Source organism: Chryseolinea sp. T2, from assembly GCF_037203685.1.
GTDB lineage: Bacteria > Bacteroidota > Bacteroidia > Cytophagales > Cyclobacteriaceae > Chryseolinea.
This window is the reverse complement of sequence record NZ_JBBCAU010000009.1, coordinates 204,761-229,523: the sequence shown is the minus strand read 5'-3', so window position 1 is coordinate 229,523 and position 24,763 is coordinate 204,761. Positions and strand designations below refer to the sequence as shown.

Genomic DNA, 24,763 nt, shown 5'->3' with positions numbered 1-24,763 from the left:
ATGGCTTCAGAAAGAGAATTGGAATTGCTTGACGACTACCTGAGAAACAAGTTGAGTGCTCAGGATAAGTCAGCTTTTGAAGAGCTGTTGAAAAATGAACCTGGGCTGCAGAAGGAACTACGTGTGCAACAACAAGTTGTAAACAGTTTACGGAACGCCCGTGCAGCCGAGCTGAAGCGAATGCTGAACAACGTACCTATTACTGCCGCTCCGGCCGAGACTACAGGATCTTCAATGATCGCCAAGGTCGCTGCATGGATGGTGGTTGCAGGCTTAGTAGGCGGTGGTCTTTATGTCTACTTCCAGTCCGAGGATGAACCTGCGCAGAATATCAGCGCTGACTCGCCTGCGTTGAGTCCTGCTGCTGTTCCATCTGACAAGCCAGGTACGTCCGAAGACAATAAGATACAACCTCCTGTGTCGCAGTCAGATGTAACTAACGAATCTGAGGAAACTGCAAAACTCGAGGCAGAAAAAGGAGCTAATGGTCAGTCGGCAAAGGCCACAGATTCCGTTGCTCCTGCAGCACGGAATGTGTTTGAACCTACAGAAGAGTCGAGGCCAAACGCCAGCGAATCGTCTGCAGCCTCTGATTCGAACAAAGGCGTTGCCGGAGTTGTGTCCACCCCTTCGATTGCAATTGAGGCTGGCATAAACGGCAATAATGGAAAATACAACTTCCACTACCAGTTCAAGGACAACAAGCTGTATCTGTATGGCGTGTTCGAGAAAAACCTTTATGAACTGATGGAATTCTTCAGCAACAATAAGAGAACCTTGTTCCTTTACTACAAGGACAAATACTATCTCCTCGATGAAGACGATAGCAAGATCAAGCGCCTGTCGCCAATTTCTGATCCTGCCCTCGTGAAGAAACTGAAGGACTACAGATCCTCCCGATAGAAAGGGTCCAAACCGGAGATCGACATATCTTCCATGAAAAGAACGCAAGAGGCTGTCCCAAGGGCAGCCTCTTAATTTTTTTCTCCTAAATTTGCCGGAATATGGAACATTCAAGGGGGCCCAAGAAACTCGGCGGATATCCCGCGGTAGCGGTGGTGATCAGCATCACGCTGTCGCTTGTCGTTATGGGTGTGTTAGGCGTCCTTCTGCTTTACTCAGGAGCGCTTGAACAACGAATCCGAAAGGACGTTCGCATACAGGTTTATCTGAAATCCAACCTGACGGAAACGCAGCGACTCCAAATTGAAAACAAACTACTGTCACAGGATTACGTCAGTAAGGATCCCGGCTCAGTAACCTTTGTGTCCAAAGAAGATGCTGCGAAGAAGCTTATTCAGGAGACTGGCGAAGACTTTGAAAAGCTTCTTGGTGACAATCCATTGAAAGAGGCTTACCTGGTAACAATTAGCCCCGACTTCCACACAGTCGCGAAGATTGGCAAGATCAAGGAAGAGATCCAGGCCATGAATGGGGTATTCCAGGTGTATTACGTGGAAGATGTGATTGAAGACATCAACACCAACGTTACAACGATAAGCATCATTCTGCTGGCGATGATTTTTATCCTTCTTATCACGGTTGTGTTGCTCATTAACAGCACCCTCAGGCTGGCAATGTTTTCACAACGTGCACTTATCAGAAGCATGCAACTGGTAGGTGCCAAGAACTGGTTCATACTTCGACCGTTCCTGGCACGTGCTTGCGGATATGGTGTCCTCGCGGGACTAGCAGCCGGAGGATTGTTATACGGTCTATCACAATACGCGCAGCGGGAATTTCACGATCTTTCATTACTTCATAACCAGGAACATTTCCTTAGGCTTCTCGCGGCTTTATTGATCATAGGAACGGTAGTGGCTGTGATCAGCACGCTCTTTTCCGTTCGCCGTTACCTGCGTATGTCTCTGGAACAACTCTACTGAACCACATGGAAAGCAAACTCCCTTTTGGAAAGAAGAATTATCAGCTTATGATCATCGGTATTCTTACGCTGGTCGTTGGATTTATCATCATGTCCCTTGAATCAAACCAACATGGCTTTGGATTTCTGGGATTAACCCTTGGTCCCATTGTTGTGATGGCGGGCTTCGTGATTGAGATCTTTGCAATTCTTCACAAGCCTACCCGCTAGCACTCAGCATGACCATCATTCAAGCTATTATTCTGGCCATCATTGAAGGCTTAACGGAGTTCCTACCGGTTTCCTCCACAGGACACATGATCATCGGCTCTTCTGCAATGGGGATCGCCTCCGATCCCTTCACGAAACTCTTTACTGTGGCCATTCAGTTTGGAGCGATTCTATCTGTAATAGTTTTGTACTGGAGGCGCTTCATTCCTGAAGGATCCATCGCTGATACTTTTAAGTTTTATTTGAAGCTTCTTGTTGCCTTTGCTCCCGCTGCTATAATTGGTCTGCTGTTCAATGACTATATCGATGCTTTACTGGAGCGGGTAGATGTGGTAGGTTACATGCTAATTGCAGGTGGCATTATTTTCCTATTCATAGATGCCTGGTTTAAGAAGAACGAGTCCTCGGGATCACAGGAGATAACATACATGCACGGACTGAAAATCGGATTGTTCCAGGTAGTATCACTCATTCCAGGAGTATCAAGATCGGCAGCTACAATTATAGGTGGTCTTGCTCAGGGGCTGAACAAACGAACGGCTGCTGAATTCTCTTTTTTCCTCGCTGTACCCACCATGTTTGCAGCAACAGGCTACAAGCTTTTGAAATTCTATCTCAATGAAGGCACTGTAAGTTCCAACGAAGCAATGCTGCTCGGTGTAGGAAATGTCGTAGCCTTCATTGTTGCCTGGCTGGCAATCAGGTCATTTATCACTTTCCTCACGCGTCATGGATTTCGGGTATTTGGCATTTACCGGATTGTTGTCGGTGCCATAATACTCATTTTGTACTATCTGGGCGCAGGCCTGACCATCGTGTGATGGCCGGGACCGATGCCCCGGAAGGCAGAATACTGCTGATCAACAAACCGCTGACATGGACATCGTTCGACGTTGTCAATAAAATCCGTTTCAGGCTCAAGACCAAGAAGGTTGGGCACGCTGGAACGCTGGATCCGTTGGCTACAGGTCTGCTCATTGTATGCGTCGGTAAAATGACGAAGCGTATTGAAGAGTTCATGGGTCTTGAAAAAGAGTATACAGGTAGCTTTACTCTTGGACAGGTTACTGCCTCATACGATCTGGAAACCCCGGTTGAAGAGAGCAAAGACATTTCCCAACTCAACGAAGGCGATATACGCGAAGCAACGAAACCGTTTATTGGACGCATTCAGCAGCTCCCCCCTGCCCATTCGGCCATAAAGGTTGGCGGTAAACGCGCTTACGAATTTGCCAGGAAAGGGAAACCGGTTGAGCTAACGCCACGTGAAGTGGAGATCAGTACATTCGAGATCACGGATATTCAACCGCCCAAAGTGTTCTTTCGCATTGTGTGTTCGAAAGGCACGTACATTCGGAGCATAGCACGGGACTATGGCGAATCGCTTGGCGTCGGTGCGCATCTAAGCTCCCTATGCCGGACAAGGATAGGGCCCTATACCCTTGAACGGGCGGTCGATATAAACGATATTGCCGTTGACCCACGCGACACGGCGAGTTAACTTTGCCACAGAGTATCGTTCATGAAGATCTATCACAGCATTGAAGATTTTGTGCGTTTGGATTGTGCAGTCGTAACGAGCGGCACCTTCGATGGCGTACATGTTGGGCATCAGAAGATCCTTCAGCGTCTCCACGAGATCGCTATGAAGACTAATGGTGAGACGGTTGTTATTACCTTTTGGCCTCACCCCAGACTAGTGCTGAATCCACTGGATACGCATCTCAAATTGCTCAGCACTTTTGAAGAGAAGGCAGAGCGTCTGCGGACATACGGAGTACAACACCTGCTTCGCATACCTTTTACAAAGGAATTTTCACAACTGTCATCCGGAGATTTCATTCGAAATGTCCTCGTCGATACTATCGGTACCTCGAAGCTGGTCATAGGTTATGACCACCATTTTGGAAAGAATCGGGAGGGCAGTTTTGATCAGCTTAAGGAGAATGGCCCTCAATATGGTTTTGAGGTGGAAGAGATTCCCCGGCAGGATGTGGATCACGTCGGTGTTTCGTCAACGAAAATACGGGAGGCGCTGGAAGCCGGCGACGTACAAATAGCCACACAGTTGCTCGGCAGGCCGTATAGCCTGACCGGGCGGGTTGTAATGGGTGATCGTATAGGCCGTACGTTGGGATATCCTACAGCGAATCTGGAGATAGACAGTGCGAACAAATTAATACCGGCTGATGGCATCTATGCCGTTAGCGTATTGCATCTTCACAGGACGTTCAAAGGCATGCTTTACATTGGCAATCGCCCAACCATCAATGGCCTGAAGAGAAATATTGAAGTCCATTTGTTTGACTTTGACGGCGATCTGTATGGTGAAACGCTCACGGTATTCCTGCATCAGAAGACGCGGGGCGACATACATTTTGGTTCTTTAGAAGAACTCAGACATCAGCTTGACCTTGACAAGGCGGAAACACTTGCGGCCCTTGAATCCATCCAGCAATGGAAATGAGTTCTTCCAAACTATGGACCCCGGCACAAGAAGTAGTTGAAGGCGCAAATATCACCGCCTTTTGTACATGGTTAGGTAAGCACTCTGGTCGCACGTTTTCCTCCTATCATGAGCTTTGGCAATGGTCGATTGATCACTCTGAAGTATTCTGGAGCCTGCTGATGAAGTTTTTTAACGTGACTTACGACGGAGTTGCTGAACCCGTCACCAACGGCATGGCTATGCCTGACACGCGCTGGTTTGAAGGTGTTTCACTAAGCTATGCTGAACACATATTCCGAAACGAGACTTCAGATACGGCCGCTATCATTGCCACCGACGAGTCAGGTGAGTCCAGGGAAATAAGCTGGCAACAATTGCGCAAGGATGTCGCTTCTTTTCAGGAGCATCTGCGAAGGAGTGGCGTTACTACCGGCGATCGCATTGTGGCATTCCTGCCTAATATACCCGAAGCCACAATTTCGTTCCTGGCAGCAAACGGCCTGGGTTGCGTTTGGTCGAGTTGCTCTCCTGACTTTGGTGTCGCCGCCGTCGTGGAACGCTTCGGGCAAATCAAACCCAAAATCCTGATCGCCTGTACTGAGTATAACTATGGCGGCAAAACATTCAACACAACTGATGTAGTAGAGGAATTGTGTGCATCATTGCCCTCGGTTGAACAGGTTATACTTGTGAGTGCCGGGGACAATCACACACCGCCAGGTCAGAGCCCGATCACAAAACACCTATGGCCGGAAACAGTTGGAATCGATGGAGCTGTGCTGGAATGCAGACGAGTTTCATTTAATCATCCCATCTGGGTCCTTTATTCATCGGGGACTACTGGAAAACCAAAGGCTATCGTGCATGGAACGGGTGGCATTCTTCTGGAACACCTGAAGTATGGAGCTTTTCACAATGACTTCAAACGCGGAGAACGCTGCTTCTGGTTTACCACCACGGGCTGGATGATGTGGAACTATATTCATGGTAGCCTGCTTTCAGGGTGTACATTGGTCCTGTATGATGGAAGCCCCGGTCACCCGGATCTCTCCGCGCTCTGGCAACTTGCTGACCGGGAACGCATCGCTCATTTTGGCGTCAGCGCAGCCTTCATCATGTCGTGCCTTCGCAGGCATGCCGAGCCCAATCGCCAGTTTAATTTTGCATCGTTGCGTTCAATCGGATCTACAGGAAGTACGTTGCCCGCGGAGGGATTTAATTGGATATACGACCACGTTAAGAAGGGAGTATGGCTCTCATCCATGAGCGGGGGGACAGATGTCTGCAGCGCATTTGTGGGTGGCAATCCAACGCTTCCTGTATATGCGGGCGAAATCCAGTGCCGGGCCCTTGGATGCAGCCTGTTTGCTTACGATGACAACGGTAAGGCTGTAAATGAAAGTGTTGGCGAAATGGTCATTACCAGACCTATGCCCTCAATGCCCATTTTCTTTTGGAATGACCCGGACGGGAAGCGCTATCATGAGAGTTACTTCGAGACATTTCCAGGTGTGTGGCGCCATGGCGATTGGATCCGCATTACAGAACACGATGGAATCGTTATATATGGGAGGTCTGACGCAACCCTAAATCGTGGTGGGGTCCGTATTGGAACGAGTGAAATTTACAGTGCCGTTGATTTGATTCCGGAAGTCCGAGATAGTTTGATTGTGTGTATCGAAAAGGAAGGCGGTCAATTCTGGATGCCGCTGTTCGTTGTTATGCAGCCTGGTATGGAACTGACGGATCAGATCAAGAAACGTATTAACCAATCTTTGAAAGAAAACTTTAGCCCGCGCCACGTCCCCGATGAGATCGTTGAAGTTCCGGATATTCCATTTACTATTAGTGGCAAGAAGACTGAAACGCCGGTGAAAAAGATATTGATGGGTGCAAATCCTTCAAAGGCTCTCAACCGCGATGTTCTGAGGAATCCACAGTCCCTGGACTTCTTCATCGCACTGGCAGCCGGAATGTAATTTATCATGCTCCCATCGCACATCCCGAAAAAAAATCGCCATTAAAACGGCGGGTTGGCCCCAGTCACTATAACTTCGCGGCTTATGAAGACATCGACTATCAATTTTACAGTAGAACTGGATCAAAACAACGTTCCCGAGAAAATCGTATGGGATGCTACCGAAAAACCCGCCGAGGGACAATCGGAAACCAAGGCGATCAGCATTTCCCTCTGGGACCATATCCAGAAGAATACGCTGCGCATTGATCTGTGGGCCAAGGATATGCCCGTTGAGGAGATGAAGCGCTTCTATATCGACTGCGTGGGTGGTCTCGCCCAAAGTGTCCTCACAGCGACAGGAGACGAATACATGTCGCAGGAGATGAACAATCTCTGTCAGAAGCTAGTGGATCATCTGCGCAAGGCCTGATCTGGCCTTTGTTAATACCTTTTGGCCAGGTATAAAGTGCCTTTTCGTATCAGCTCAAACGATTGTTTTTCGTTTATTTTTTTGTATTTTGATCAATACCGGTGCACCTATTATCACCGGTGCGAGCAACTACTAACTAAATAATCTATGAGCAATTTTTACAGATTGAGCCTCCTCCTATGGACGTGGGCTTTATCGACGCTGGCAATTGCGCAAACCACTGTCTCCGGAAAAGTCACTGACGCCAGTTCGGGCGAATCGCTGGCTGGCGTGAATATCATTGTTAAAGGTACAGTACTGGGTACCATATCAGACACTGAAGGTCAGTTCAACCTAAAGGCTAAGGATTCTCCTCCCCTCACCCTGGTTTTCTCCTATATCGGCTATGCCACCCAGGAGATATCGGTCACCGATGCTAATACCACATCACTGGACGTTAAACTGGCAGAGCAAACCGTCCTGGGCCAGGAGGTAGTCATTTCTGCTTCGCGCGTGGAAGAGGGTATCTTGAAATCACCTGTTACCATTGAGCAGGTGGATCTGCTGGCTATCCGACAATCGTCAAGTCCGGATTTCTACGACGCCCTGCAAAACATCAAAGGAGTTTCAAGCAACTCCGGAAGTCTCAATATGACATCGGTCAATACACGAGGTTTCGCAACGATCGCCAACGTACGTTTCGTACAGTGGGTGGATGGCATGGATACACAGGCGCCATTGCTAAACTTTCCAACGGGGAGTATCATGGGCCTCGGCGAACTCGATGCAGAGAGTATGGAACTTATCCCTGGAGCAGCGTCGGCATTATACGGACCGAATGCATTCAACGGAATTCTGATCATGCAAAGCAAAAGCCCCTTCGATTATCAGGGATTGAGCGGGCAGGTCAAAGTGGGGCTGACGACATCCGATGCCGGCGGGTCGCATCCGTTTGGCCAGTATGCCATCCGTTATGCCAAGGCGTTTAATAACAAGTTCGCCTTCAAAGTCAACTTCTCATACATGAAAGCAACGGATTGGCTAGGTAACGACTATCGAACAGAGCGCAACCATCCTGAGTCAACCGAAGATCTCAGTGCCAATCAGGATTTCGATGGTCTGAACCTTTACGGTGATGAATTGCGTATCGCCACACCATTGCCAAGTGTGGGAGTTGTTACGCGAACCGGTTTCAGGGAAGAAGACTTACTGGATAACCGCGATGCCAAAACTATTAAAGGTGACGTCGCCCTTCACTACCGGATAACCGATAAAATTGAAGTACTGTATAATTACCGATACGGCGGCGGCAGTTCAATTTACCAGGGTACTGAAAAGTATGTTCTACGCGATTTCAGCCAGCAGTTTCATAAAGTTGAGTTCAAAGGGGACAACTTCTTTCTACGCGGTTACATTTCGGGAACAGACGCAGGTGATTCGTACAACCTGACGGCTCTCGGGATTTACGCCAATGAAGCGTTTACTCCCTCTACAACGTGGGTACCTGACTACATTAAAGCAATGCAGGGATACAAAGAAGATGCTTCGTATACAGGGGACGTCATTGCAGGAAATCCTGCATCTGCGCGCGCGTATGCTGATCGGGACATTCCTCTGGCAGGTACAAAGCAGTTCACGGATACAGTTAACGCTGTGCGCCGTCGGTTCTTCCAAAGAACTCCACCAGGCGCTTCATTCTTTGATAACTCAAAGTTGAAGCATGTAGAATTTAATTACAATTTCATGCACCTGATCACGTGGATGGATCTCCAGGTTGGTGGCAACTATCGTCAGTATGATCTATTCTCAGATGGCACGATCTTCAACGAAGATCCTGACAATGGCACCGATTTTCATCGAATCAGGATCAATGAATTTGGCGTGTACACTCAAGCATCCAAGACTATCGCTGAAGCGTTAAAACTTACTGCATCCATCCGATACGACAAGAATGAAAACTTCAACGGCCAGGTAACGCCACGCGTTTCGGCTGTTTATACTTTCAACGACAATCACAACATACGGGCCTCGTTTCAAACGGGGTTCAGAAACCCTGACACACAAGCTCAATTCATTTACTTCCCCTCTTCAAGTGGAACGTTATTAGGCAGCACGAAAGCCAATGCTGAGCGCTACGGCATTCACAACGGCGGGGCCTATACGCAGGATTCTTACAACAATTACCTTGGTTCCGGCGGGCGGTTGGTTGGTTCGGAGGGCACTCCCACCGGAGGTAATCCTTCATTGCTGCAAATCTCGAATTTTGACTATGTACAACCTGAAAAACTTTGGGCCGTGGAAGCAGGCTACAAAGGCGTGGTGGCGACCAAACTGCTGGTGGACCTGAATGCATACTATACAAATTACCGTGACTTTATTGGTGGCACCATCGTGGCGAGCAAAAAGGAGGCAACTCACCAGGGCAAAACACTTCCAGCAGGGACGTTGTTCTCTCCTTATACCAATTCAACAGAGGATGTAAAATCATACGGTGTCGGCCTGGGCATAACCTATAACCTGCCACGTAATTTTGTTTTAAACGGCAGCTGGAACTATGCAGACTTTGAAGCAAACGAAGGCCCTGAGTTCCGTGCAAATTTCAACACGCCAAAGAACAAATTTTCAGTCGGTGTCGGCAACCGGAAGCTGGTGAAGAATCTGGGCTTTAATGTTAACTATCGCTGGCAGGACCACTTTGAATGGCAGTCGTCGTACGGGATATGGCAGGTACCTGAATATGGTGTAGTCGACGCCCAGGTCAGCTACAAGATTGCGCCGATCAAGACGATCCTTAAAGTGGGAGGCACCAATATTGGCGGGGGTGATTATCGCACTAACCTCGGAGCGCCCTTCGTTGGTCAACTATACTACATATCGCTTACATTCGATGAATTCCTAAACTGATCACTGCCATGAAAAAACATACACTGTTATTCATCCTCCCGTTCATGGCATTTGCATGTAGCCAGGACGTTATAGAACTTGACGAACCGGTGGCCCCGGACGACGACAACTGCATATCGGTTGTTCAAGGGTCGGCCGACTTTAGCAAATTCATCGCCATCGGCAGTTCCTATACTGCCGGCTTTCAGGCCGGGGCTTTATTCAATGATGGACAGAACAATTCTCTTCCGGCAATTCTGAACAAACAATTTGAATGTGCCGGAGCTCCCAATCAGTTCAACCAACCCAGTATCAACACCGCGAATGGGTTTAATATTTTTGTGACTCCCAATCCTGTCGGCAATGTTGTGCTGGGAAGAATGTTGCTGCAAGGAGCAACACCGCGTCCCACGCCGCAGGTGTCTGGTCCCGAGGCTATTCCCAATCCCGCAGTTAATCCTTCATTCATCTATACTGGAAGTAAAACGGCGCTCAACAATTTTGGTATTCAGGCAATCGTGTTGGGGCACGCCCTCATTCCTGAAACCGGCAACTGGGCGGGTGCAGGTACCGATCCGCGCTTCAGTCCTTTTTACGGACGCCTGGCTTACCCTGGCACCGGAACTTCTACACTACTTACTGATGCGATAGCGGCCCATGGGTCATTCTTTCTCTTCTGGCTGGGTATGGACGATTTCCTGTTAAACGCGGCATTTGGAGGAGATCCAACGAAGGCACCCCTAACTACAGCAGGCGCCTTCGACGTGCAGTACAAGATGGCCGTTAATGGCCTTCTTGCTTCCAATGCAAACCTGAAAGGAGTTGTTGTGAACTATCCGAACATCTTTAAGATGCCACACTTTACATTGGTTGCCTGGAACGCTGTACCTCTTGACGCCGCGACTGCGACAGCTCTTACCAGTTCGCTGGCCAACAATTACAACGCATTTCTGGACGGAGTTGCTGCTAAGGGGCTTATTACAAGTGAAGAGGCAACCAAACGCAAGATTTCCTATGCGTCAGGTCAGAATGCTGTTCTCATCACTGATGAAACACTTACGGATTTGTCTCCCTACATGGCCGGTCCCGCCGCAGCCTTACTTCCTTATGCCCGGGCCCGCCAGACAACAAGTTCAGATATTCTGCCTTTTACTGCGGGCTCAGTAATAGGAACTGCAATTGGTGGCGATGCAACAAAAGTGTACGGCGTTTCTGTTCCGCTGCCTGATCAATACGCGCTCATTCCAACGGAGATAATGGCCATTGAATCGGCAAGAACTGCCTTTAACGCAACCGTCAAAGCAGTAGCTGATGCCAATTCAACAAGAGTTGCTTACGCAGATGTAGACCAGGCACTTGAAGCATTAATAGCGGCCAAACTCATGGTGTTTAACAATGTATCCATTACTCCTAACATTAATCCACCCACCGGAATTTATTCTGAAGACGGCATTCATCCCAATAGTCGCGGGTACGCTTTCCTGTCGACTGCTATCATCTCTGCTATCAACACGCGATTCGGCTCAACTCTTAAATTGACAGACCTCAGCAAATATCAGGCAACCGGATTGCCGATACCATAACGGAACAAGTTGTCACCCGGCCGCAGATTCATGAAAGTATCTGTGGTCGGGGCAATAATTTACGTGGATTTGGTTAAGGTTTCTTAACAGGGTACCCAGCGTCTACCCATCCATCATAGCCATCTTTTAGTTCATGCACGTGCTTAAAGCCTGAGCTCTTCATCAGGTCGATGGTTTTGCTGCTTCTTCCTCCGCCTTTGCAATAGACGAAATACGTTTTGTTCTTATCCAGCTCTGCGAGTTTGGTGGAGAAGTCGGCCGCCCGGAAGTTCAGTGGTTTTGCCCCTGGTATCATTCCTAGATTTACTTCTTCGGGAGTACGAACGTCGAGAATGATTGCGTTCGGTTCGCTTTTGGACCGATCACGAAATTCCTTTGCCTCGAGGGTGACGGGGCCATCAGGATTTGTTGGTTGCTGCGCACAGGCAACGCCCGCAATAATCATCGTAACCAACGTCAAAAGTTTTAAATGTGATTTCATACTCTATAATTCAACTGTATGTAAACGACTCATATCAAATCTAGATATAACCTGCCGCTTTATAGGCCAGCATCCCCACCCATTCCTTGAAAAGTTTTTGCCAGATAGAGAATGCATCCAGCTGAGGAATGAGCAGACTATTCGGATAGAAGCTACGCGGATTCGAATAAAAATCTGTCGAGAAGGGTTCTATATCCAGTCCGGCCTTGCGATAGCATGCCAGCGAGCGGCGCATATGGAATGCTGACGTTACCAGCAGACATTGACTGGACGAAAAATGCATCGAATCCAGCATTGGCTTTACCGCCACTGCCGATTCATATGTGTTCCTGGTTTCATTCTCGAGCATAATCACACTGTCAGGAACACCCATCAAAATCATGGACTTCTTAAACTTGTCTGCTTCCGGTTCTTCTCCCCCAACCAGCCGACCGGTGCCACCGCTAATCAATATGTTCTCAACCTTTCCCAACTTATAAAGTTGCACGGTATGAATCACACGATCGGCCCCGCGCGCAAAGTATACACGGTCTTCGGGATAGCGGTCAGGAAGGGTACTCCCCGTTAGAACTATTGCCAGTTTATGAGATCTCAACTGATCGTATGGAATGGTTTTGATCTCCCACGCGCTCATGGCCTCATTTGCCAGAAAATGATTTGAAAACAACAGCAGTAATACGAGTGCCACCCAGAGGAGCCGCTGTTTCAATACTGGTTTCCGAATGAACGCGGACATGACAACACATACAATGACCCACGTAAAGGGCATCGCCAGAAAGTCGACTGTCTTGGAGAGAACGAAAAACATTTACCTTTTATTCAAAGGGTTAGAAATTCTTCCAGTGGCTTCAATAACCCGGCGCAGCGCATCGAAATACAATGTAAGTGCGAGGAAAAATGACATAGACCATATCACGGCGGTGTTGAAGAAGAAGGTATCAATATTTCTACTAAGAAAGTGCTTTGCCGGCATATAGAACTGAGCATTGAAGTCAACGGCATGATCAGGTTCCGGCTCTTTATAAACAGGATAAATCTTTTGCACAAGTCTGCCTTCACTCTCAACAATGCGATGCGTCTCTGAAGTGTTCTTCACCAGATCTGTTATTGCATCATTGTGATAACTTTCCTTGAACAAATTGAAGCTTGCCTGCTGTTCAGGTGTTGCTGTTCTTTCAGAAATGATCCGTTCTTTTTCTTCGTCGGCACGATTGTATCTAATGATGTACATTTTCTTTAGCTTCTCCAGAAAAGCATTCACCGCATCGAATGTAGCAGAGTCAAATTCATTGATTGAAAGCCGTTCGACTGCCGGCAGAGTTTGGCCAGTATAATCCAGCTGAGCTTGCGTTTCCTTCTTGATGAGAGCCAGATCAGACTCTACCCTGCTACGCACATCAGGCATCTTCGACTTATAGTTGTTCAGGCAATATTGAAGTCGTGTTTCAAGTTCAGGTATGTAGTAAACTTTTCTGTAATCAGCATTCGCCATTACTTTATCGTAAAGGTAAAATTGCTTCTCATACAAATTGTCCTTGAATTGTGCTACCATGGCGGCCTCAAAGGCCCAGCGTGATGCCATCAGGTCGCCTACTACCGGGACAGTAGCGGTGTTTCCTATCGCTGGATTCAGTTTATCAAACTTCACGACAACACCGCTTAGGATCAGCTGAGGAATCAAGAGAAGAGGTATGAGAATATAAATAGTAACTGCTGAATCGAACCCTGAAGAGATATTTAGTCCGAGCATGTTGGCAAAGCACGCTGTGCTGAATAGAATAAACCAGTGCTCGAAGAACATTCCCTTGATTTCGAGGACATAGTTTCCAACGAGTACAAAAGTGAGCGTCTGGATTGCAGACAGGATAAATAGTATTGAAATCTTTGAAACGATGTAACTGCTTCTGCTAAGGTGCAGAAACGCCTCGCGCTTTAGGATTTTACGATCGCGTATAATCTCTTCAGCGCTAACCGTGAGTCCCATGAATAAGGCCACAATAACACTCATAAAGAGATAGGCAGGAAGGTTCAGATTCTTGCTGAATACGTAGCCCGAAAGGATCGTATCGTCGGCGTTATAGTACCGCACGATGAATGCCAGAATGAATGCGAGCAGAGGAGCCTCCAGCAGGTTGATGACCATATACTGCCGGTTATGAAGCTTTGCCTGAATGTCGCGCATCGAGAACAAATGCGCCTGCTTAAACCTCGTCGGAATACTTAATGTTGAATGCGGAACGTCGTTCGCCGGTTGATTGTTAAATGGCCGGAAATTTTTCCGAAACAATTTATTCCACTGCTCGGAAGATATCTTTCGTTCGCTGGTGAAATTACCATACTCGTTTATGACCTTCGTCTCAATGATGTTAAAAATCTGCTCTGGATTTACATTTCCGCATTCATGACATTCGCCCTCGTCACTGTTCAGTAAATTAATGCTGCGCTTAAAGTACACTATCGAATCGACGGGATTGCCGTAATAAATCTGGTACCCTCCATAATCGAGGATGAGTAACTTGTCGAACATCTTAAAGATGTCAGACGAGGGCTGGTGTATCACGGCAAAAACCAGTTTCCCTTTCAGGGCGAGTTCCTTAAGTAAGTCTATAATATTTTCGGAATCGCGGGACGACAAGCCGCTGGTAGGCTCATCGCAGAACAAAACAGCCGGCTCACGAAGAAGTTCCAGACCAATATTAAGTCGTTTACGCTGACCACCGCTGATTGTCTTCTTTAGTGGGGATCCGACCTTTAAGTCTTTGATCTCTACTAAACCCAGGTCTTCGAGAACTTTTTCTACCAGGAAGTCTACCTCGTGTTCATTCTTCTTGCTGAAACAGAGTTTGGCTGCGTAGTAGAGATTTTGATAAACAGTGAGGTCTTCAATGAGCAAATCGTCCTGCGGGACGAAGCCTATTACACCTTCAACTTTTGCAGGTTCTTTATGAATGTCAATCCCGTTGATAAGCACCTGGCCTTCTGAAGGCCGCTCAGATCCGTTCAGGACATGTAGTAGTGTTGACTTACCTGCGCCGGAACCTCCCATGAGTGCAATAAGCTTGCCCGCCTCCTCATTCAGAGACACCTCACGAAGTCCAAGCTTTCCATTCCTAAAACGAAAGCTTAGGTTTTTGCCTTCGAAAGAGAGACGGGGAAAGCGACCGAAGTTTTTAAACTTTGCCAGTACGTCGCCATAATAAACAGGCTCATCTTTCTCCCACCTTAACAAGCTGCCTACGGCGAAGACGGCGATTTTCCCGGACTTTACAGGCACGCCATTCAAATATATGTCGGAACTACCGACGTATTTCAGAAAGAAGAACTCAGCCTGCTTAACGTATAAGACGGCAATAAGGCCATCCAGCCCGGTACGCTTAATGTGAGGTGAGTGCCTGCCTGCTTCCGGACCAGAGTCATCAATGATCAGGATCTTTTCATTATTAAGATCATCAACGGTGTGGCCGAGTGTAAACGCCATGATCGCTTCAATCTCATCCACGTTGATCTTGAATGCCGAACCGATAGTGAGAACGAGCTCGCGTTCCCGATCGGAGATTGATCCATCAGCCTGAACGATGTTGACTAATTCTACAATGATGACGACTTTCTGCTTTTGCGTCAAATCAGCATTAATAGTATCACACAACTCTTCCAGTCGTTTCTTGTGGGCGTGCAGCTCATGCGTTGGCGGTCCCTCTTTGTCAGCGGCGTATTCGTCAAATACTCTTAAATAGGTATCAACCGACTTCTCGCTCAGGTGTTCGTCCAGAAATCTGCGAATCTGATCGCGTTCCTGATGAGTAACTTCGCCTTCACCGGCAACAACTGCAAACAACCGAAGAATGGCTTTGAGAAGAGGTTCGCTCATGACGTGAGAAGAGTCTGAAGATTAAAGATAAAACAAAATCACATTTCAAAAAGAAAGGGACCGGTTGGTACCAGTCCCTTCTTGTATCTATATCATTTACAAACTTGCAATCAGTCGGTAATGTTCTTGCGAACACGCTCAACAATGTTTGTTATTTCGACCAGGTTCTTATCGGACAGGACGAGGTTTGCTTTGTTGTTCTTGATTTGCTCTTCGATGTTGAGGGCAGCGTACTGGGCTTCCAGCGCTTTCATGTCGGCCACCAGGCCAGGAACTACTTCCGCCTGTTCAGGAATGGATGCAAGCATTTTGTTTACTTCGCCGACAGACTTTCTCTGATCGAGAACAATGCGAATCAGCGGAGTGAGAATAGTGTTCTTTGCATCATCAGGCAAAAGGTCTTTTGGATATGATTTCACCACTCCCGTTGCAATATAAAGGCCTTCAACGAAGCTGCCGGTAATTACCAGTGCTGACAGTTTGTTTCTGTTGTCGTCGTTGAGGAAAGACTGAGTCTTTTTGATAGTTCTGTCGAGAAGGTGTGTTAATGAGTCCTTGTTCGAGATGTTTGCCTCAAATTGTTTGAGGACCTCCACGTCGAATGATCCAATAACGCCGAGTCCATCTGCCAGAGTCTTAGCGGATTGCAGGTAGTCAATGGCTTCCTGTGTTTTGTCGTAGGAGCTCAAATATCCGATGTCTGCCGAATATACGCCGAGATTAAGGGCCGCTTTATCAGTACGGGAAGAGTACTGATCTGCTTTGGAGCGAGGATTAATAAGACTTTCATTAAATTCGGCACCGGTTGTCTGCAACAGGTAGGGAATTTCAGAAGGAGGAGGAATGATGTAGGCCAATTCCTCAATATGACTTCCCAGGCTATCGGCCTGCTCGAACTCGGCGGAGTTCTTGTCCTTGTCTGAAGAAGACGACCCGCAGGACGCCAATCCAAACGCGCCGAGGACGCTCAAAGAAAAATACGTAAGGTGCCGGAATTTCATGTTATGGTTAGGTTTATAGAGTTCCAATTTTAATACATTTTTTATAGCTTTAAAACCGGCCCTTGTAATTTTAGGCGATTTTTTGCCCGGACAAGTTACTTTTTGGTTGGATTTTCAAGTACACCACTCAAAGAAAAGTTATGCAGCGACTTGTGGAAAAAACACTGTTGATTGACGACAGTGATATTGATCTTTTCATCCAACGGAGGTTCCTTGAGGTCTACAATTTTTCAGTCGACCTATACCTGTATAAGTCTGCAGAGGAGGCACTGAAATGGCTTGAAACACTTGCGTCTGAGGAGGTTCCGGATATCATCTTCCTGGATCTGAATATGCCTGAGTATGATGGATTCACCTTCCTGCGTCAGTTTAAGGAACTTCCGGCCCATGTGCAGTCAAAAGCCAGGATCGTTGTGCTCACCAGTTCAAACAGCTCAAAAGATCGTGAGCAGGCTTTCACGTTTAGTAATGTCATTCAGTTCATTACCAAACCCCTTAAACAAACCGATATCGACGATCTCAAAAAGATAATCTGAAGTTAACAGAGCAAGAGCTCGTCCGTACCTCAAAGCTTGCACATTTCATTTGCCAGGCGACATTTTATTTTCCAAACTTCAATTGGTAGCCAGAAACGCCAATTTGGTTCCGCGGCCGTGCCATAATTGTCGCTTCACGATTGTCAATTGTTAATTGTCACCCTATTTTTACGCCCTTATTCGCAAATATGGCAGACTATAGTAAGGAAGAGATCAAGCGTATTGAAGGAAAATGGCGGACTATCTGGGACCAGCGAGGCGATTACAGAGTGAGCAATGACTCGCCTAAGCCGAAGTATTATGTTCTCGATATGTTCCCCTACCCTTCCGGTGCCGGCCTTCACGTCGGCCACCCTCTTGGATATATAGCCTCAGACATAGTATCGCGTTACAAGCGATTGAAGGGTTTTAATGTGCTGCATCCGATGGGATTCGATGCATTCGGATTGCCAGCAGAGCAATACGCCATTCAAACCGGACAACATCCCCGCGTTACAACAGAAAAGAATATCAGTACTTATAGGAGTCAGCTAAGCAATCTTGGCTTCTCTTATGACTGGAGCCGTAAAGTTGACACCTCAGATCCCAGCTATTACAAGTGGACTCAATGGATCTTTATGCAACTGTTCAACAGTTGGTATAATCGCGCAGGAGTCTCTGATCTGAATCATGGAAAGGCAGAACCAATCGCGACACTGATTGCTCATTTCGAGAAGCATGGAAACCAGGGAATTCAGGCATATTGTGATGAACCGGCAGTTGTCTTTAGTGCGAAAGAATGGCAGAGCTTTACCGCTGTTCAGCGCGAAGACATTCTCCAGCGGTACCGAATCGCCTACCTGGCAGAAACGATGGTTAACTGGTGTGCTGCATTGGGTACGGTATTGTCTAATGATGAAGTAAAAGATGGAGTAAGTGAACGCGGAGGTTATCCCGTTGAACGTCTGAAAATGCTTCAATGGAATATGAGGATCAGCGCTTATGCAGAAAGATTGCTCAGCGGCCTTGATACCATCGACTGGCCCGAGCCCGTTCGCGAGATGCAAAAGAACTGGATCGGCAAAAGTGTCGGATGTGAGCTCGACTTCCCGTTGCTTACCGAAAACGCAAGTGACGACCAATTGGCCGTCCGGGTATTCACGACTCGTATTGACACTATCTACGGCGTTACTTTCATGGTTATTGCTCCCGAGCACGAGCTCGTAGAAAAGATCACGACTAAAGACCAGCGGGCTGCTGTTACCTCATACGTTGAAATTGCTAAAAACAGAAGCGAACGTGAACGAATGAGTGAAGTGAAACGCATCTCGGGTGTGTTCACTGGGGCGTATGTGAAGAATCCATTCAACGGTGAGAAAGTACCCGTTTGGGTGGCCGACTATGTTTTGGCCGGATATGGGACTGGTGCCGTCATGGCAGTTCCTTGCAGCGACACACGCGACTATGCTTTTGCCAAACACTTTGACCTTCCTGTCATTCCTGTGTTAGAGGGTCCGCATGCTGATATCACGAAAGAGAACTTTGAGCCGAAGTCGGGCAAGATGATCAATTCCGATTTCCTGAATGGACTTCTCTGGAACGACGCCATTGAGAAGGCGGCAGAACGAGTTGAGACTATGAAAATTGGCGTTCGGCGCGTTAACTATCGGATGCGCGACGCGATTTTCGGAAGGCAACGTTATTGGGGAGAACCGTTTCCCGTCTACTTCAAGGATGGCATTCCTACATTAGTAAACGAAAGCGATCTGCCTGTCACACTTCCTGAGATTGACGCTTACAAACCAACAGAGACAGGCGAACCTCCATTGGGTCGTGCAAAGGATTGGAACTACAATGGGTATACTTACGAACTTACGACGATGCCAGGTTGGGCCGGCTCCAGCTGGTACTGGTTCCGCTACATGGACCCGCAAAACGATAAGGAGTTCTGTGGCAAGAGTGCTCAGAAATACTGGCGCGATGTTGACCTTTACATCGGCGGATCAGAGCATGCAACGGGACATCTACTGTATTCCCGGTTCTGGTGTAAGGCTCTTAAAGATCTTGGATACGTCGATGCTGAAGAACCGTTCTTAAAGCTCATCAACCAGGGCCACATTCAGGGAGTTAGCAAGCTTGCATACCGTATTAATGGTACCAATACGTTCGTCTCCTACAACCTGAGAAAGGAATATGAGGTTACTCCTATTCACGTAGATATTTCCATTGTGAATGGTGATGTTCTTGATATCGAACGCTTCAAGGCATGGCGCGATGACCTGCGTGACAGTGAGTTCAAGCTGGAAGCGGGTCAGTATATCTGTGGATCAGAAGTCGAAAAAATGTCGAAGCGCTATTACAACGTTGTTAATCCAGACGACATTGTTAGCAGTTATGGCGCTGACACACTCCGCATGTACGAAATGTTCCTCGGTCCGCTGGAGATATCCAAACCATGGAACACGCACGGAATAGACGGCGTATATAAATTCCTTCGCCGCTTCTGGAATCTCTTCCATGATGCTCAGGGGGTGTTTCGCGTATCGGAAGAGATGGCCACTCAGCAGGAACTGAAGGTATTGCATAAGACCCTGAAAAAAGTGGCCCACGATATCGAACAATTCTCATTCAATACTTCCGTGAGCGAGTTCATGATTTGTTCTAATGAACTGAATAGTATGAAGTGCAACAAGCGGGTGATACTTGAGCCACTTGTAATTGCTCTCGCTCCTTTTGCTCCTCACCTGGGCGAGGAATTGTGGCAGTTGCTGGGGCATACCACTCCCCTCCTCGATGCAACGTTCCCTATATACGATGAGTCGTACCTTAAGGAGAATGCGTTCGAGTATCCTATATCGATCAACGGCAAGGTCAGAGCCAAGATGAATTTTGCCCTTGATATGCCCCGGGAGGATATTGAGAAGGTTGTACTCGCTTCAGAAGCCGTTCAGAAATGGACCGAGGGAAAAGCTCCAAAGAAGATTATTGTCGTTCCGGGCCGTATTGTTAACGTAGTTATTTAGATGAACTGACAGTACTTTCTTGTCCTTAAGCCTGAGGATAACATAACTCAGGGTGACGGAGTTTGATTTGAAGGCGGTGCATTCGTTAACATTTAGTACCTTGTACCCTCCAAAGAGAGCCGCATGCCGTATTCCAGGATCGTTGGCCTTGGCCATTACGTACCCGAAAGGATCGTAACCAATCAATATCTTTCTACAGTCATGGATACCAACGATGACTGGATAGTTGAGCGGACAGGAATACGCGAGCGCCGTTGGATCGACCCTGCGACTGATACTGTTGCAAACATGGCTGCAAAGGCATCGCGCATGGCACTTGAACGTGCCGGCCTCCAGCCGTCTGATATTGACTTCATAATATTTGCGACCATTACTCCGGACTACTTCTTTCCCGGGTCGGGCGTACTGTTGCAACGTGAGCTGGGGCTTGATGGACGAATAGCGGCGCTGGACATCAGAAATGCTTGTTCCGGATTCATTTATGCACTGTCCGTAGCGGATCAATTTATCAAAACGGGCATGTACAAAAACATTCTGGTTGTCGGTGGTGAAATTCAATCCACTGCGCTTGATGTGACGACCAGAGGAAGGAACACTGCAGTGATATTTGGTGACGGTGCCGGAGCGGCAATCGTTCAGGCATCGGGCCGTCAGGGAGTTCTTTCAACGCATCTGCATTCAGATGGCAACTTTGCCGAAGAGTTATATATACGAGATCCCGGAAGCAGTCGTTCAGCCGCAGAACGACAGCCGGATCAGATCCTGGATACCAGCACTTACAAAGTTGTAATGAATGGTAATCAGGTGTTCAAGCATGCTGTTGTTCGTTTTACGGAGGTAATAACGGAAGCACTGCAGGCCAACTCGCTATCAAAAGAAGATATCAACCTGCTTGTCCCGCACCAGGCCAATCTCCGGATTAGTCAGTACATCCAGGAAAAACTCTCACTTTCGAACGATCAGGTATATAATAATATCATGCGTTACGGCAACACCACAGCTGCTTCCATTCCCATTGCTTTAAGCGAAGCCTGGGCCGAAGGCAGGATCAGAGAAAACGATCTGGTATGTCTTGCAGCGTTTGGCAGCGGGTTTACGTGGGCGTCTGCATTAATCCGATGGTGATTAGAACGCATCACCAGATATTTGCCGGCTGATTTGAAAGCGAAACCAGAGCATAATGAAAACCAGCGCCTACAATCCAAGCCCCCTGGAGGTTGACTTTGCAACTGCCTTGACTGAGCTGCAAAAGGAGATTGAAAAGCATCTGAAAGATAATCGCATTGTGCACGTTGAAAGCCACGTGAAGCGCGATAATCCTATGGTGAAGTTCAGTCTCATAGATAAAGATGGTGATCCACACGAAGTGGTTCTACGAATCATACAAATACCCGACAAGTTTTAATTATCGAACACCAGCTTCAGTTGTCAATTGGGAGTAACCGATTTGATGACTAATCCACAAGCGGGCATAGCGCAATCGTTTTTTTAGTTACCTTTCATGATCTCTCTAGCACAAAACATCCATGTCGATACTTATCATATTCATCAGTATCGCGTTGCTGATCCTTCTCATTAGTAAGTTTAAGATCAACGCGTTCCTTGCATTCCTCATTGTCTCCGTTTTTGCAGGCCTCCTGCTCGGAATTGATGTATCAAAGATCTCGGGTTCAGTCCAGAAGGGACTCGGAGATATGCTCGGTTCCCTCGTGGTTGTTGTTGCCTGTGGCGCCATGCTTGGCAAACTCACGGCAGACAGTGGAGCTGCGCAGCAAATAGCCACCGGGTTAATGCGGATGTTTGGCGAACGAAATATGCAATGGGCCATGATGATAACAGGCTTCGTCATCGGCATACCACTATTTTACAATGTAGGGTTTGTGCTCGTAATACCACTTATCTTTTCTGTGGCTTACAGATTCGGACTTCCTCCCGTGTATACAGGGGTGCCGTTGCTTGCCTCGCTTTCTGTAACACACGGATTCCTTCCGCCACACCCCGCACCGACCGCACTGGTGGCTCAATTTCATGCGGATCTCGGGACGACTCTCATCTACGGAATCATAATTGCCATACCAACAGTGATTCTCGCAGGACCGCTTTTCGCCTCGACGTTAAAAAACCTAAAGTCAACATCAGCTGGTATTATTACTGTAAAGATGATCGACGAAAACAAATTGCCTGGCCTGGGCATAAGTATTCTCTCCGCGATGCTGCCGGTTATTTTGATTACAATGACCACTGTGTTCGACAATCTTGTTTCGGATGCAGGAGCAGTAAGACCTCTCATCGTGTTCTGCGCAGATCCTGCAATTGCAATGGTTCTCTCCCTGGCAGTTGCAACTTACACTCTCGGACTCAGAATGGGTACCTCGATGAAAGCGGTTATGGATATCTACGGAGAAGCAATCAAAGATGTCGCGGGACTACTTCTGATCATGGGAGGTGCGGGTATGCTCAAGCAGGTTTTGACAGACAGCGGTGTAAGTACAGAAATTGGAAACATGCTTAACAATCTTGACATCCATCCGTTGTTGCTTGCCTGGTTCATAGCGTGTGTCATCCGGGTTTGTGTCGGCTCAGCAACAGTTGCTGGTCTCACCGCTGCAGGCATAGTGGCACCACTATTAAGCCGGCCAGATGTAAATCCTAACCTGATGGTATTGTCAGTGGGTGCCGGTAGTCTTATGTTTTCTCATGTGAACGATGGCGGCTTCTGGCTCTTCAAAGAATACTTCAACCTGAGTATCCGCCAAACTATTCGTTCCTGGTCGCTGATGGAATCGATCGTGTCAGTGGCAGGTATTATCGGTGTGATGGTGTTGTCATATATTATCTGAGCATCGGCTTCATTTTGTATATTGCCATCCTTCAACAAACAGGACAATTATGTCACTTACGCCAGACGAACGCTTTGCATCACTGAATTTAACATTGCCACCGGCTCCTACTCCATTGGGTGTGTACAAGCCATTCCTCATCGTTGGCAACTTTGCCTACGTCTCGGGACACGGTACTGTGAAGGAAGATAAAAGTCTGATCATTGGGAGAATTGGAAAGGACCTTGATATCGAAGAAGGAAAGCTTGCTGCGCGCCAGGTAGGACTTGCGATCCTTGCAACCCTCAAACAAAATCTGGGAAGTCTGAATAAAATCAAACGCGTTATCAAAGTTCTTGGCATGGTGAACTGCGTTCCTGAATTTGAACGTCATCCTTACGTGATCAACGGATGCAGTGAATTGTTTGCATCGGTATGGGGACAGGACAACGGTGTGGGTGTGCGCAGCGCAGTGGGAATGGGATCATTGCCTGATAATATTCCCGTTGAAATCGAGGTCATGTTCGAACTCGCTTAGCAAATGGCATATTGACTGCCTGTCATGAAAGATTTAAACTGGTATCAGATTAAAAACATCGAGGCCGTAGATTCGCCGGCATTGGCAATTTATCCGGACCGCGTAAGAAGCAACATCAATGAACTGCTCAGCAGCATTGACGATGTAAGTCGGTTACGCCCTCATATCAAGACGCACAAGTCGACAGAAGTTTGCAGAATGATGCTTGAAGCAGGCATACGCAAATTCAAGTGTGCCACCATTGCTGAGGCTGAGGTTCTGGCCAATGAGGGTGCTCCTGACGTGTTGCTGGCTTATCAGCCAGTCGGTCCTAAAGGTCAACGCCTTTTGCAGTTGATACAAAAGTTTCCCCATACACAGTTCGCCTGCCTTATCGATAACCTTAAAACGGCAACAGCACTAGCTGCACTTTTCGAATCAGCCAAAGCGACCCTGAATGTGTTTGTTGACTTGAATGTCGGAATGAACAGAACAGGTGTTTCGCCAACTGAAGCATTCGGGTTGATTAAAGCTGTCTCCGACTTAAAAGGCATTAATATCATTGGCCTGCATGCTTATGATGGTCATATCCGTGACACTAATATGGCTGTACGCACAGCCAAATGTGATGAAGCTTTTGCACCAGTACTATTATTGCAACGCGAAGCGTCCACATACAGTCAACGTGAACTAATTCTCGTAGCAGGTGGTACTCCGACATTCTCCGTGCACAGAATCCGGAAAGACAGAGAATGCAGCCCGGGTACTTTTACTTACTGGGACAAAGGTTACTCGGACATACTACAGGAACAGAAGTATCAGTTTGCAGCCCTCGTGATCACCAGAGTGGTATCTCTTCCAAAACCTGGTGTTATCTGTGTAGATCTGGGACACAAAGCTATTGCTTCAGAAAATCCGATTGACAAACGGGTTTCGTTCCTGAACGCTGGCAGTCTTACTCCCGTAGGTCATAGTGAAGAGCACATGGTGTTTCAGGTGAACGACAATCACAAGTACCGTGTGGGCGATGTTCTTTATGGTGTACCGTTTCACATATGCCCAACGGTAGCGCTATATCAAAACCCTGCTGTAGTGAACGGCGGTGTTGTCAGTGAATACTGGAATACCCAATCCAGAAGCAGGGCGATTACGATCTAATC

The 24,763-nt window shown here is 47.5% G+C and carries 20 protein-coding genes and 1 pseudogene; 17 read left to right on the top strand and 4 right to left on the bottom strand.

The window, feature by feature from the left end; translation table 11 throughout:
• The 10 genes from WBG78_RS25830 (at window position 1) to WBG78_RS25785 (ending at window position 11,379) form a co-directional block, all read left to right on the top strand.
• Window positions 1-903, top strand: a complete 903-nt coding sequence (locus WBG78_RS25830; RefSeq protein ID WP_337329408.1) for an anti-sigma factor family protein — start codon at window positions 1-3, stop codon at window positions 901-903.
• 101 nt (window positions 904-1,004) lie between these two features.
• The gene (locus WBG78_RS25825; protein WP_337329407.1) at window positions 1,005-1,886 is read left to right on the top strand and encodes a cell division protein FtsX; all 882 of its coding nucleotides are present in this window, start codon (window positions 1,005-1,007) and stop codon (window positions 1,884-1,886) included.
• A 5-nt stretch (window positions 1,887-1,891) separates the two neighbouring features.
• The gene (locus WBG78_RS25820) at window positions 1,892-2,095 is read left to right on the top strand and encodes a DUF3098 domain-containing protein (RefSeq protein WP_337329406.1); all 204 of its coding nucleotides are present in this window, start codon (window positions 1,892-1,894) and stop codon (window positions 2,093-2,095) included.
• 8 nt (window positions 2,096-2,103) lie between these two features.
• Window positions 2,104-2,916, top strand: a complete 813-nt coding sequence (locus tag WBG78_RS25815; protein ID WP_337329405.1) for an undecaprenyl-diphosphate phosphatase — start codon at window positions 2,104-2,106, stop codon at window positions 2,914-2,916.
• The gene (gene truB / locus WBG78_RS25810) at window positions 2,916-3,596 is read left to right on the top strand and encodes a tRNA pseudouridine(55) synthase TruB (protein ID WP_337329404.1); all 681 of its coding nucleotides are present in this window, start codon (window positions 2,916-2,918) and stop codon (window positions 3,594-3,596) included. Before WBG78_RS25815 ends, truB begins: the two co-directional genes overlap by 1 nt.
• A 21-nt stretch (window positions 3,597-3,617) precedes the next feature.
• Window positions 3,618-4,562, top strand: a complete 945-nt coding sequence (locus tag WBG78_RS25805) for a bifunctional riboflavin kinase/FAD synthetase (protein ID WP_337329403.1) — start codon at window positions 3,618-3,620, stop codon at window positions 4,560-4,562.
• Entirely contained in the window at window positions 4,559-6,523 is a 1,965-nt protein-coding gene (locus tag WBG78_RS25800) for an acetoacetate--CoA ligase (protein WP_337329402.1), read from the top strand. Before WBG78_RS25805 ends, WBG78_RS25800 begins: the two co-directional genes overlap by 4 nt.
• Window positions 6,524-6,607: 84 nt before the next feature.
• The gene (gldC, locus tag WBG78_RS25795; RefSeq protein ID WP_337329401.1) at window positions 6,608-6,934 is read left to right on the top strand and encodes a gliding motility protein GldC; all 327 of its coding nucleotides are present in this window, start codon (window positions 6,608-6,610) and stop codon (window positions 6,932-6,934) included.
• 147 nt (window positions 6,935-7,081) lie between these two features.
• Complete coding sequence (locus tag WBG78_RS25790; RefSeq protein WP_337329400.1) at window positions 7,082-9,817, top strand: TonB-dependent receptor; 2,736 nt, start codon at window positions 7,082-7,084, stop codon at window positions 9,815-9,817.
• An 8-nt stretch (window positions 9,818-9,825) separates the two neighbouring features.
• Entirely contained in the window at window positions 9,826-11,379 is a 1,554-nt protein-coding gene (locus tag WBG78_RS25785) for a hypothetical protein (protein ID WP_337329399.1), read from the top strand.
• 73 nt (window positions 11,380-11,452) lie between these two features.
• On the opposite strand, the pseudogene WBG78_RS25780 reads toward WBG78_RS25785, so the two are convergent.
• The 4 genes and pseudogenes from WBG78_RS25780 to WBG78_RS25765 all read right to left on the bottom strand — a co-directional run.
• Window positions 11,453-11,746: pseudogene (locus WBG78_RS25780) on the bottom strand (rhodanese-like domain-containing protein); the annotation flags it as partial.
• Window positions 11,747-11,900: 154 nt separating this feature from the next.
• Window positions 11,901-12,668 (bottom strand): YdcF family protein, encoded by a 768-nt coding sequence (locus tag WBG78_RS25775; RefSeq protein ID WP_337329397.1) that lies wholly within the window; start codon window positions 12,666-12,668, stop codon window positions 11,901-11,903.
• Window positions 12,669-15,728, bottom strand: a complete 3,060-nt coding sequence (locus WBG78_RS25770; protein WP_337329396.1) for an ATP-binding cassette domain-containing protein — start codon at window positions 15,726-15,728, stop codon at window positions 12,669-12,671.
• Window positions 15,729-15,838: 110 nt separating this feature from the next.
• A complete protein-coding gene (locus tag WBG78_RS25765; RefSeq protein ID WP_337329395.1) occupies window positions 15,839-16,729 on the bottom strand; it encodes a hypothetical protein in 891 nt (296 codons plus the stop codon).
• Window positions 16,730-16,869: 140 nt separating this feature from the next.
• Between WBG78_RS25765 and WBG78_RS25760 the strand changes: the two genes are divergently transcribed.
• The 7 genes from WBG78_RS25760 to WBG78_RS25730 all read left to right on the top strand — a co-directional run bounded on the left by WBG78_RS25760 (window position 16,870) and on the right by WBG78_RS25730 (window position 24,761).
• Entirely contained in the window at window positions 16,870-17,265 is a 396-nt protein-coding gene (locus WBG78_RS25760; protein WP_337329394.1) for a response regulator, read from the top strand.
• A gap of 188 nt (window positions 17,266-17,453) precedes the next feature.
• Window positions 17,454-20,267, top strand: coding sequence for a leucine--tRNA ligase (gene leuS, locus WBG78_RS25755; protein ID WP_337329393.1), 2,814 nt, complete (start codon window positions 17,454-17,456; stop codon window positions 20,265-20,267).
• 123 nt (window positions 20,268-20,390) lie between these two features.
• Window positions 20,391-21,392 carry a beta-ketoacyl-ACP synthase III gene (locus tag WBG78_RS25750; RefSeq protein ID WP_337329392.1) on the top strand — a complete coding sequence of 334 codons (1,002 nt, stop codon included), beginning with the start codon at window positions 20,391-20,393 and terminating at the stop codon, window positions 21,390-21,392.
• A 55-nt stretch (window positions 21,393-21,447) separates the two neighbouring features.
• Entirely contained in the window at window positions 21,448-21,672 is a 225-nt protein-coding gene (locus WBG78_RS25745) for a hypothetical protein (RefSeq protein WP_337329391.1), read from the top strand.
• 121 nt (window positions 21,673-21,793) lie between these two features.
• On the top strand, window positions 21,794-23,107 hold the full coding sequence (locus tag WBG78_RS25740) for a gluconate:H+ symporter (RefSeq protein ID WP_337329390.1): 1,314 nt from the start codon (window positions 21,794-21,796) through the stop codon (window positions 23,105-23,107).
• Between the two features lie 49 nt (window positions 23,108-23,156).
• Window positions 23,157-23,624, top strand: coding sequence for a RidA family protein (locus WBG78_RS25735; RefSeq protein ID WP_337329389.1), 468 nt, complete (start codon window positions 23,157-23,159; stop codon window positions 23,622-23,624).
• Window positions 23,625-23,648: 24 nt separating this feature from the next.
• Window positions 23,649-24,761, top strand: a complete 1,113-nt coding sequence (locus WBG78_RS25730; RefSeq protein ID WP_337329388.1) for a D-TA family PLP-dependent enzyme — start codon at window positions 23,649-23,651, stop codon at window positions 24,759-24,761.
• Window positions 24,762-24,763 lie beyond the last annotated feature (2 nt).

Bases quoted from the DNA above. Each gene is read 5' to 3' on its own strand.
- WBG78_RS25830 (WP_337329408.1), top strand. From the start codon at position 1: ATGGCTTCAGAAAGAGAATTGGAATTGCTTGACGACTACCTGAGAAAC.
- WBG78_RS25825 (WP_337329407.1), top strand. From the start codon at position 1,005: ATGGAACATTCAAGGGGGCCCAAGAAACTCGGCGGATATCCCGCGGTA.
- WBG78_RS25820 (WP_337329406.1), top strand. From the start codon at position 1,892: ATGGAAAGCAAACTCCCTTTTGGAAAGAAGAATTATCAGCTTATGATC.
- WBG78_RS25815 (WP_337329405.1), top strand. From the start codon at position 2,104: ATGACCATCATTCAAGCTATTATTCTGGCCATCATTGAAGGCTTAACG.
- truB (WP_337329404.1), top strand. From the start codon at position 2,916: ATGGCCGGGACCGATGCCCCGGAAGGCAGAATACTGCTGATCAACAAA.
- WBG78_RS25805 (WP_337329403.1), top strand. From the start codon at position 3,618: ATGAAGATCTATCACAGCATTGAAGATTTTGTGCGTTTGGATTGTGCA.
- WBG78_RS25800 (WP_337329402.1), top strand. From the start codon at position 4,559: ATGAGTTCTTCCAAACTATGGACCCCGGCACAAGAAGTAGTTGAAGGC.
- gldC (WP_337329401.1), top strand. From the start codon at position 6,608: ATGAAGACATCGACTATCAATTTTACAGTAGAACTGGATCAAAACAAC.
- WBG78_RS25790 (WP_337329400.1), top strand. From the start codon at position 7,082: ATGAGCAATTTTTACAGATTGAGCCTCCTCCTATGGACGTGGGCTTTA.
- WBG78_RS25785 (WP_337329399.1), top strand. From the start codon at position 9,826: ATGAAAAAACATACACTGTTATTCATCCTCCCGTTCATGGCATTTGCA.
- WBG78_RS25775 (WP_337329397.1), bottom strand. From the start codon at position 12,668: ATGTTTTTCGTTCTCTCCAAGACAGTCGACTTTCTGGCGATGCCCTTT.
- WBG78_RS25770 (WP_337329396.1), bottom strand. From the start codon at position 15,728: ATGAGCGAACCTCTTCTCAAAGCCATTCTTCGGTTGTTTGCAGTTGTT.
- WBG78_RS25765 (WP_337329395.1), bottom strand. From the start codon at position 16,729: ATGAAATTCCGGCACCTTACGTATTTTTCTTTGAGCGTCCTCGGCGCG.
- WBG78_RS25760 (WP_337329394.1), top strand. From the start codon at position 16,870: ATGCAGCGACTTGTGGAAAAAACACTGTTGATTGACGACAGTGATATT.
- leuS (WP_337329393.1), top strand. From the start codon at position 17,454: ATGGCAGACTATAGTAAGGAAGAGATCAAGCGTATTGAAGGAAAATGG.
- WBG78_RS25750 (WP_337329392.1), top strand. From the start codon at position 20,391: ATGCCGTATTCCAGGATCGTTGGCCTTGGCCATTACGTACCCGAAAGG.
- WBG78_RS25745 (WP_337329391.1), top strand. From the start codon at position 21,448: ATGAAAACCAGCGCCTACAATCCAAGCCCCCTGGAGGTTGACTTTGCA.
- WBG78_RS25740 (WP_337329390.1), top strand. From the start codon at position 21,794: ATGTCGATACTTATCATATTCATCAGTATCGCGTTGCTGATCCTTCTC.
- WBG78_RS25735 (WP_337329389.1), top strand. From the start codon at position 23,157: ATGTCACTTACGCCAGACGAACGCTTTGCATCACTGAATTTAACATTG.
- WBG78_RS25730 (WP_337329388.1), top strand. From the start codon at position 23,649: ATGAAAGATTTAAACTGGTATCAGATTAAAAACATCGAGGCCGTAGAT.